Here is a 9772-nt window from a genome sequence, read left to right on the forward strand (position 1 = left end):
TTTTTTTATTAAATTTCCCTCAATAAAAATATCGGCACCTTCAATAATTTTTTCATTTTCTAAATCTAAATAATTAATATTTTTATATAAAATGCTCATTAAATCACCAAAAATATTATAACATGAAAAATTCCCCTATTCATAGAGAATAAGAGAATTTTATAATAATTCAAAATATAAAGGATAAACTATAGATTTATTTTTTTCTGTAAACTTAATAAACTTAGCTATTACTTAATAGTTATTTTGAAAAAAGTACAAAATTTTTATATTAATTTAATCAAATGTTAGCATAAATTTAGAAAAAAAATCTCGCAATAAATGCGAGATTAATAATATTTTTCATTGATATAATGGTCTATTATAGACTTTTTTGTTACATTATTGAAAATTTTTTCTTCAATTAAAACATTTAATAGCCACTTAGCTTTTGAATGAAAAATTGCTTCTTTTTTATTGTTTAAGACTATTTCATAAAGCAGATTTTGTAAGGCTTTTGATTGACACTTAATGTAATAAGCATCCATGTCTTTAAATTCTTCTATTTTTAAAATAGAAAGAACCGATTTGTCTTTTTCATGATAAAATTTATTTGCCAAGTTTAAATAATAATTATAGTATTTTTGGTGTTTTTTTGTATTATAGACATCTCTTGACAAAGCTTTATAATATTTTGCCATAACATTGAAATACTGGTAATTATACATTCCCTTTTCATATGAATCCACTTTTATATAGGGCGTCATATTTCTTAGCACAAGGTAATCAAAATTTCTTTTTATAAATTCTTTTTTGTTTAAATCACCTTGCGAGTATTGCATTATCAAGTAGGATCTATGCTCAAAAAAATCTTCAAATACTCCATTTCTTTCTGATAACCTCACAATAAATCCTATCTAAAAGAAAATGCTATTGGTATCAGCATGGATAACACAATTATAGCTACTAAAACTCTTGTTATAAATTTTTGATTCACCTTTTACACCTACATCGCCTTAACTTCGTAAGCATTTTTTGCTAGAACTTCTGACATATCTTCCATTGTATAATCAATATTTATATAAATTTCCTTTTGTTCTATATCTGGAATTTTTGATAATTTAGAAAGCATATATTCTAAATCTTCGATATTTAAGTGAAGAACTTTATATATTCCGTCAATATAAATTTTGTGAAGGTCATAGTCCATTGCTAGAAGCCCACAAATAAAACCGTAAAAGGATTCAACATTATTAAGTCTGTAATCTGTTGCGTTTATAAGTCTTACATTGTAATCAAGGCTAAAAATATGGTCATCATCAACTTCTACAAAAGCTATGTTTGAATCGTCCTTTTTCATATCTTCATTTGCATTTTCTATCAGCCATCTTGTTTTTCCTGAGCCTTTTGCTCCTAAAATATACTTAATCATATAATTAAATCCTCCTCATATCCCCTTGGGTTAAATTTTTTTCTTTCATTTCTTTTACAATATCATCACGGATTTTCCACCATGAGGTATTCCAATTGCAGAACAAGGAATTTTCCTCCGGGGCTCTACCGATAATTCTTTCTACAATTATATCACTTTTTAGACTTCTTAAAAAGAGTATAACTTTTCTTTTATAATCTTCTAAGCTAATAGTTTTTATTTTTCCGTCCTCATAGAGCTTACCCATAAGAGTATTTTTAACTATATAAAGGGCGTGAATCTTAACTTCATCAACCGACAAAGCTGAAAGAATTTTTGCACATTCATAAACATCTAAATCATCATCCCATGGAAGTCCAATAAGAACGTGAACGCAAACTCTAAGACCATGTTTTTTTGCTCTCAAAACACCATCAATAAAATCAGCCAGTCCATGTCCCCTATTTATAATTTTTAGAGTGTGATAATTTACTGTCTGCAAACCTATCTCTAAAGTTACCATATAATCTTTATTTACTTGTTCCAAAAATTCCAGATGTTCTTTATAAAGACAATCCGGTCTTGTTGAGATACTGACTCCTACAACATCTTCTACTAAAGATTCATTAATTATTTTTTTAAAACTTTCAATATCCATATAGGTGTTAGTGAAATTTTGAAAATACGATATAAATTTTTCCGCCTTGTATTTTCTTTTCATAATTTCTTTAGCTTGACTTAGCTGTTCTTTTATGGAGCCATCAGTGTTTTCAAAAGATCCTCCCTCTTCTCCACAAAATATACAACCGCCATAACCACAAGTTCCATCTCTATTTGGACAGGTTAAGTTCAGTTTAATGGGTAACTTATAAACTTTTTTGCCGAATTTTCTTTTTAGAAAATCACTGTAGGTATTATAAGTCATTTTCCTTTAGATAATTTAAAACATCTGATGCATGGCCTTGGGGCTTTACATCTCTAAATTCTTTAACAAGTTTACCATCTTTATTAAAAATAAATGTTGATCTTACAGTTTTTATAACATCTTTTCCACACATTTTGCCAGCTTTTAAAACTTTAAAAGATTCTGCAACTTTTCTATCAGGGTCTGATAAAAGTTCAACTTTTAAATCATCTTTTTCTATAAAGTTTTTATGAGATTTTATCTTATCCTTACTTATACCAACAACCACTGCACCCAGCTTGTCAAATTCATCTTTTAAATCTGAGAATTCCATAGCTTCAATGGTGCATCCCTTAGTGCTGTCTTTTGGATAAAAATATAAAACTAAGGTTTTTCCCTTATAATCATCTAAATTTTTAATTTTTCCATCAACTGATTCTAAAGAAAAATTATTCATTAAAATCATCTTCTTCTATAAATAATTGGTCGAACTTTTTAGAAACTCTGTCAAATTCTTCTTCGTTTTCAATTTCATCAAGTTCAACTTCATCTTCACCGCTTTCCTTGTAACGGAAAAGATATACATCTTCGCCTTCTTTTTCATCTTCAGGAATTAATGCTATATATTCTTCATCATCACATTCAAAAATTCCAAGAATAATATAACTTACTTCCCTATCATCGTCTAAGCTTAGATTAATGATATCATAACCTTCTTGGTGTCCTTCTTCGTGGGAGCATCCGCATGAGCATCCACAGTTTTTTTCATTTTCTGCCATAATTTTCTCCTTTAGTATTAATTTATTTTAAAATTTATATTCTTTTTTAAATAATTCTTTTAAATCTTCTTTTCCTTCTATTTCAGAAAATTTTAGACTTTCTAAAATAAAATTGATTTTATTAATTGATTTTACCATTAAAAACTCTAAAGTAGTATTGTTTTTAAATTTATCTATAACTAAATTTAGAATAAAGTTTTCAATATCTCTTTTATCATCTTCACTTAAGTCGAAATTTTCGAATAGCTTTAAGATTAAAAGAGTGTATTGGTATCTTACAAAGTGTATAAAATCTTCAAATATCTGATTATCTGATTCCTTATCAATTGTTGTTATTATTTTGAAAAATATATTCCATTCAAAATCTTTATTTAAAGAAGCTAGAATTAAATTTCCTATATTTCTTGTGAAAGAATCATAAAATTTTGGTTTTTCATCAACATTAATGTACTCTTCCAAGTTCATATCAAGTGTTGAAATCTCATTAATCCTATTAATTAAAGATATAAAATCTTCACCGTAAGAATTATCTTTATTCTTCTTAAGCTTCATAAATATGAACTCCACTATTATATCCGTGGAGACTTTAATGTTAAACACAAAGCCCAATTCCCCATAAATTTTATTTATGAAAACATCATGAATAATTTTTGAAAGCAAGACTTTTAGCTGTTTTTCTGCTGGGTCTTTGCCAGAAGCATCAGAGTTTGTTACATGGTCATATAAAATCATAAGTTGCTTATCTACCATGAATAAATTATCTATTATTGAGTGCATAATGTCCCTGAAAAAATCCTCAACAATCATATAATTATAATTTTTATAAAGAATTTTATGGTCTATTTCGCCCCAAAATAAATTTACCAATGATTTTATTTGCAGTTCAAAAGAATATGAAGTCTTAGAATTTTTATATAAGCCGTCAAGTTTATATATTTTAAAACCATTATTTAAAACTTGTGGTTGTATATCTTCTAAATTAAGACGAATATTTTTATTTATATTTGAGGCATAATATCCCTTGCCACAATATATTCTAAATTCATCAATGATTTTTTGATAAATTTCTTTTTCATCTTTTATAAACCTACATTCAATTCTTAAACCTATCAAATCCGGTACTTTTTTAAAACCTTCGAAGGGAGTAGGATACTTTATGTAATAATTTCTCCTTATCAACTTTTCCCTTAAAGACTGCGGGGTCTTTATTCTGGTGGATAAGTTTAAAGCTCTTTCATCATCTTTTAATACATCAGAAAAGTAATTTCTAACCTCTTTATTGATGCTTACCAGTTCTTGCCTATGATATTCAAATAAATCTAATACATCATCAATATATTTAAAGAGCTCTAGTTTCATATTTCCTCCTAGTCAATATATTTAATTTGACTTTTTTCTCTTAATGAACTAATTTTATCTTTATATATTTCTTGTTCCTTTTGCCTTCTTATATCTTCTATTATATGGTCCCTAGATTCTTCAAGTGTCATCTCTTGTGCCTTATTTTTTTCAACTAACTTAATTATATGGTAACCAAATTGTGTCTTAACAGGCTTAGAAACTTCACCAACTTCCATATTAAAACAAGCATCTTCAAATTCTTTAACCATTTGACCTCTGGAAAATATTCCTAAATCTCCTCCATTTTCTTTTGAAGGGCAAGTTGAATTATTCTTAGCTTCTTTAGAAAAATCCGCTCCATCTTTAATTCTATTATAAATTTCCTCAGCCTTTTTTAAATCATCTACAAGAATATGACTAGCTCTTACTGTCTGATCTTTAGTAAAATGTTCTTTATGGTTATTATAAAAATCTTCAATTTCTTTTTCTGTAACTTCAATATTTGAAAGTAATTTTCCTAAAGTATAATTTAGTAGTAAGCTTTTCTTAGCTTGGTCTAAAACTTTTTGGAATTCTTCCTCTTTATCTTTTCCATTTTCTATTGCATCTTGATAAATTAATTCATGATGAATTAATTCTTCTATAACTTCTTTATTTTGATCTGAATTTACTAAGTGTTCTCTTAGTTTAGGATTTATAGAATTTATAAAAATATTATAATCTTCTCCTGTAATTTTCTTGCCATTTACTTCTGCTAAAATTTTATTTTTATCCATAAGTCCTCCTTATTTCTTATTTAATCATAACAAAGGAAGTCCTACTTTTCAATCATTAAAAATACACTTACCTTTTGCATTAAAGTCATTGGTTTTAATTGAAAAATTGTAGTTTTCCCCATCTTTATAAATTGAAAAATTAACTTTATTAGGATAATGAATTTCTTTCATATATGTTATTGTAAAAACTTTTAATTTTTTAATCATAGAATTATTTTCAAAACATTTTTCTAACCAAAAAATATATGAAGTGTTATGAACATGACCATTTAAGTCTATCTGTTCTCTTTCTACAGAAAAATTTTTTTCACAATAAATATCACCTTTTATACTAGCCTTTTCTATTTTTTCAAAATTCCTTTCTTGAATTAGCTGATAAGAATCCTTTACAATTTGAGGTATTTCTATTAATTTTTTATTTTTCATATCAACTATCACATAAATTGCAGTGGCTTTTGCAAGTATATGTCCATCTCTTTCTAAAGTGAACTCCCTATATGTGGAAATTTTGTCAAAATAAGATGGCCAAGTTTTACTTATATAGTCAGTTTTTGTTATGTTTCCATAAATTTGAACTTTCCACTTATATATCATCCATGACAAATTATTATCCTTAAAATATTTTTTTACAAGAATTTTATCTGCTGAATCCTCTAGAGAAGTTTGCATAAATATCTCTAGCAAATCTCTAAGAGATAAATTTTTTTCAATTTTATAATGTTTTTTATACTTTTGCATATCCCTACCTCTTTTTATATTTTATCATTAAGTTTACACTTATTGTAACTTATGTTAAAATTTAGCAAAGGGATAAAAGTTATAGCGCCTGAGCCCAAGTGGCTGACGAGGAATGAAGTTATCGAAATTATCGGCGGATGCTTCATAGGTATCACAACCTGAATATTTAAAAAGAAGTACGAGCAATCTACTAACAAATTAAATATAGTGAATCCCTAATTTTTTTATTGGAGGTTTTAATATGTGTGGAATCGTTGGTTATGTTGGTAAATTAAACGCAACTGATATAATCATTAAAGGTTTATCTGCCCTTGAATATAGGGGCTATGATTCTTCCGGCATTTCAATTCTTAAGGATGGGAGAATTTTTACTTTAAAAAGACCGGGTAGAATTTCAAACCTTAAAGAAGCTCTTAAGGAAAATCCCATTGAAGGAAATGTGGGAATCGGTCATGTGAGATGGGCGACTCATGGAGTTCCTAATGAAATTAATGCTCACCCTCACAATTCTATGAATAATACTATTTCTTTGGTTCATAATGGTATTATTGAAAATTATCTTGAACTTAAAAATTCATTATTAGAGGAAGGTTACACTTTCAAATCTCAAACAGATACAGAAGTTGTCAGTAACCTAATTGAAAAATTTTATAAAGGAAATTTACTTGATGCTGTAAATAAGACCCTTTCTCTTATAAGAGGTTCTTATGCCTTTGGAATTATTTGTAGTAAAGAAAAAGATAGGTTAATTGCCTGCAAAAACTCTTCTCCTCTTGTCGGTGGAATTTTTGATGATGGAATTATTCTTGCTTCTGATATTACATCTTTAATTTCATATACTAATAAGATCATTTATTTCCAAGACGGAGATGTAATTGATATAAATGGTAAAGATTATAAAATTTATAATAATGGTAAAGAAGTAAATAGAGAAATAAAAACAGTTAATATGTCTATGGATGCTGCATCTAAGGAAGGTTATCCTCATTTTCTTTTGAAAGAAATTCATGAACAGCCAAAAGTTTTAGAAGAAGTCTTATCTGTAAGACTCAAAGATGGAAAAATCAACTTAGAACAAGGCGATTTTTCTTTAGACCAGCTAAAAAATTTCAATAAAATTTATGCTGTTGCCTGTGGAACTGCCTATCACGCTTGCCTAGGCATCAAATATTTCATGGAAAAAATCTTGCAAGTGCCTGTAATTTGCGAAGTCGCATCGGAATTTAAATATGAAAATTATTTTATAGATAAAAATTCTCTAATGATAGTAGTTTCTCAATCAGGAGAAACTGCCGATACAATTTCTGCAATAAATAAGGCTAAATCTGTTGGAGCCACGACTTTATCTATAACTAATGTTGTAGGGTCTACAGTTTCTAGATTAACTGATAGGGTAATGTATTGCTATTGCGGACCTGAAATTTCTGTAGCATCTACTAAAGCCTATACTTCCCAACTTCTTGCTGGATTTTTATTAGGTCTGGATATGGCATTTAAATTGGAAAAAATTTCAAAAGATGAATTAGATAATTACTTAAATCATTTGAAAGAAATTCCACAAAAAATTAGTCAAATTCTTAAAAATGAAGAAAACTATAAATTAATAGCTAATTCTATTAAAAATGCAAAGTCAATGTTTTATACAGGACGTGGACTTGATTATGTAACTGCCAAGGAAGGGGCATTAAAATTAAAAGAAATTTCCTATATTCATGCTGAAGCTTTCCAAACTGGAGAATTAAAGCACGGACCTTTGGCACTGATTGAAAAAGATACTCCAGTTATTTCCATAGCAACTCAAAAACACACCATGGAAAAAACTGCATCAAATAATGAAGAACTTCTAGCAAGAGGAGCAAAAGTTTTTGCAGTTGGATTTGTTGGTAATAAACTTTTAGAATCTTGTGCAGCTCAATTCATAGAAATTCCTGAAACTCTTGATTTATATGCACCGCTACTTGCAATAATTCCTTTGCAAGTAATAGCATATTATGTATCAAGCCTTTTAGGTAATGATGTTGATAAACCAAGAAACTTAGCAAAATCAGTTACAGTTGAATAAAAATTAAATAACTTATAAGACCTGTGTTTTTTCAAGGACTACCCTTTAAAGCCCTATCTCAAAATTTTTGATTTTGTGCTAGGGCTTAATCATGCCCATTTGCTATGTTAAAATTCAAAATAAACTTACCAGAACGTAAGCTTATTGATGAATTTTATGAAGAGGATTGTCCTTGAAATTTTTTTATGAAATTTTTTTCAGTATTTAGTTTAAATTAATAATTTATATTTAATAAAAATATTTTCAAATTTAAGAGATTTTTTGACAACTAAGTCTTTAGTAATTATAATTACTTAAGGGAGTGTTGTTTTAGTGGATTATATATTTTTGTTTCTTTCCCTTATATTTTTATACTTATCTTATAAATTTACTTTAATTGAAAATGCTTTTTTAGCTTTAAATTCAATTAAACTGAAAAAAATGGAAGAAGAAGAAACTGAAAATTTTGAGCTTATTCAAAAACTTGCCAAGGATGATGAATTATACCCAACAACTCTAGTTGTTGATTATTTTTCTAATTCATTGTGTGCAATTTTTGCAAGTTTATTTTTTTATGAGCACTTTAAAATTATAGGATTAATCCTTGGAGTTTTAATATCAACTATATTAATTATTACTTTAGGTGAATCTTTCCCTAGAAATTATGCGAAAAAATTTTACGGAAAAATTTGCCCAGCTAATGCAAAATTAATGTCTTTTACTATAGGTTTTTTAAGACCGCTTTCTTATTTGATTTTAAAAATTTCTCAAGTTTTCTTAAAACTAACAGGTAGTTTTGATATTAATGAGCCTTTAATAACTGAAGAAGACCTCTACGATGCTATGAATAGAGGTAAGGCTGAGGGACTCTTAGACCACAACGAATCACTTATGATTGAAAATGTAATGGACTTTCGTGATTCTTATGCTAAGGATATTATGACACCAAGAACTGATATAGTTGCTATTGATATTGAGTCTTCCTATTCAGAAATTATAGATTTGATATGTAAAGAAAATTTTTCAAGAATGCCTGTATATGAAGATAATATTGACAATATCATTGGTATTCTTAATGTTAAAGATTTATTCATGATGAATAAACATAAATCTTTAAAGGAAAACAAATCTTTCTTTAAAAAGCCTTATTTCACCTATGAATATAAGGAAGTTTCATCATTATTTTCTGATATGAGAGCTAATAAAATTTCTGTTGCAATAGTTGCTGATGAATATGGTGGAACAACGGGTATGATTACTATTGAGGACTTAATAGAAAAAATTGTTGGTGCCATCAATGATGAATACGATAATGAAGATGACGAAGATATTATTAAACTTGGTCCAAATAAATATCTTGTAGATGGTGCAATGAATTTAGATGATTTAAATCAATTAACTGGACTAGAATTAGAATCTACAGAATTTGATTCCATTGGCGGTTTTATAATTGAAAAAATTGATAGATTCCCTAAGAAAAATGAAGTTATTATTTTAGATAATTTAAAATTTACTGTTAAAAAAACTTCTAAAAATAGAATTGATAAGGTACTTTTGGAGATTAAAAAATAATGGAAAAATTATATATTAAGCAAAAAGTTTTTAAAATTACAGACCACTATGCTGTAATTGATGAAAATAATAATGAGATTTATTACGTTGACCAAGATTTTAAGCTGATTGGAAATACTGTTCATGTTTCAGACAGAAATTATAATGAACTATTTACCATAAATAAAGTTATCTTAACTTGGCTACCTAAATATAATATTGAATTTACTGACGGAAGATTAATTGAAATTT

Annotated in this window: 11 protein-coding genes; 3 read left to right on the top strand and 8 right to left on the bottom strand. The window is 27.4% G+C overall.

The window, feature by feature from the left end; all coding sequences use genetic code 11:
- Positions 1-329 precede the first annotated feature (329 nt).
- The 8 genes from HMPREF9131_RS02495 to HMPREF9131_RS02530 form a co-directional block, all read right to left on the bottom strand.
- The gene (locus tag HMPREF9131_RS02495; RefSeq protein WP_019034444.1) at positions 330-884 is read right to left on the bottom strand and encodes a DUF6648 family protein; all 555 of its coding nucleotides are present in this window, start codon (positions 882-884) and stop codon (positions 330-332) included.
- A 101-nt stretch (positions 885-985) separates the two neighbouring features.
- Positions 986-1411, bottom strand: a complete 426-nt coding sequence (locus HMPREF9131_RS02500) for a hypothetical protein (protein ID WP_004824647.1) — start codon at positions 1409-1411, stop codon at positions 986-988.
- A 4-nt stretch (positions 1412-1415) separates the two neighbouring features.
- On the bottom strand, positions 1416-2315 hold the full coding sequence (locus tag HMPREF9131_RS02505) for a TIGR01212 family radical SAM protein (protein WP_004824693.1): 900 nt from the start codon (positions 2313-2315) through the stop codon (positions 1416-1418).
- Positions 2305-2751, bottom strand: coding sequence for a peroxiredoxin (locus HMPREF9131_RS02510; protein ID WP_004824656.1), 447 nt, complete (start codon positions 2749-2751; stop codon positions 2305-2307). Before HMPREF9131_RS02510 ends, HMPREF9131_RS02505 begins: the two co-directional genes overlap by 11 nt.
- On the bottom strand, positions 2744-3073 hold the full coding sequence (locus HMPREF9131_RS02515; protein ID WP_004824643.1) for a DUF1292 domain-containing protein: 330 nt from the start codon (positions 3071-3073) through the stop codon (positions 2744-2746). Before HMPREF9131_RS02515 ends, HMPREF9131_RS02510 begins: the two co-directional genes overlap by 8 nt.
- Positions 3074-3100: 27 nt before the next feature.
- The gene (locus HMPREF9131_RS02520; RefSeq protein WP_009345201.1) at positions 3101-4432 is read right to left on the bottom strand and encodes a GTP pyrophosphokinase family protein; all 1332 of its coding nucleotides are present in this window, start codon (positions 4430-4432) and stop codon (positions 3101-3103) included.
- Positions 4433-4440: 8 nt separating this feature from the next.
- Positions 4441-5190, bottom strand: coding sequence for a peptidylprolyl isomerase (locus HMPREF9131_RS02525; RefSeq protein WP_009345204.1), 750 nt, complete (start codon positions 5188-5190; stop codon positions 4441-4443).
- A 48-nt stretch (positions 5191-5238) separates the two neighbouring features.
- Positions 5239-5928, bottom strand: coding sequence for an acyl-ACP thioesterase domain-containing protein (locus HMPREF9131_RS02530; RefSeq protein WP_009345198.1), 690 nt, complete (start codon positions 5926-5928; stop codon positions 5239-5241).
- Between the two features lie 241 nt (positions 5929-6169).
- Here HMPREF9131_RS02530 and glmS point away from each other — a divergent pair, with 241 nt between their 5' ends.
- The 3 genes from glmS to HMPREF9131_RS02545 form a co-directional block, all read left to right on the top strand.
- Positions 6170-7990, top strand: a complete 1821-nt coding sequence (gene glmS, locus HMPREF9131_RS02535; RefSeq protein ID WP_009345199.1) for a glutamine--fructose-6-phosphate transaminase (isomerizing) — start codon at positions 6170-6172, stop codon at positions 7988-7990.
- Positions 7991-8302: 312 nt separating this feature from the next.
- Positions 8303-9541, top strand: coding sequence for a hemolysin family protein (locus HMPREF9131_RS02540; RefSeq protein WP_009345202.1), 1239 nt, complete (start codon positions 8303-8305; stop codon positions 9539-9541).
- A partial coding sequence (locus tag HMPREF9131_RS02545) for an LURP-one-related family protein (RefSeq protein ID WP_009345203.1) occupies positions 9541-9772 on the top strand: 232 nt, incomplete at its 3' end. The genes HMPREF9131_RS02540 and HMPREF9131_RS02545, both read left to right, overlap by 1 nt.

It is taken from the genome of Peptoniphilus sp. oral taxon 836 str. F0141, from assembly GCF_000179335.1.
Taxonomy (GTDB): domain Bacteria; phylum Bacillota; class Clostridia; order Tissierellales; family Peptoniphilaceae; genus Peptoniphilus_A; species Peptoniphilus_A lacrimalis.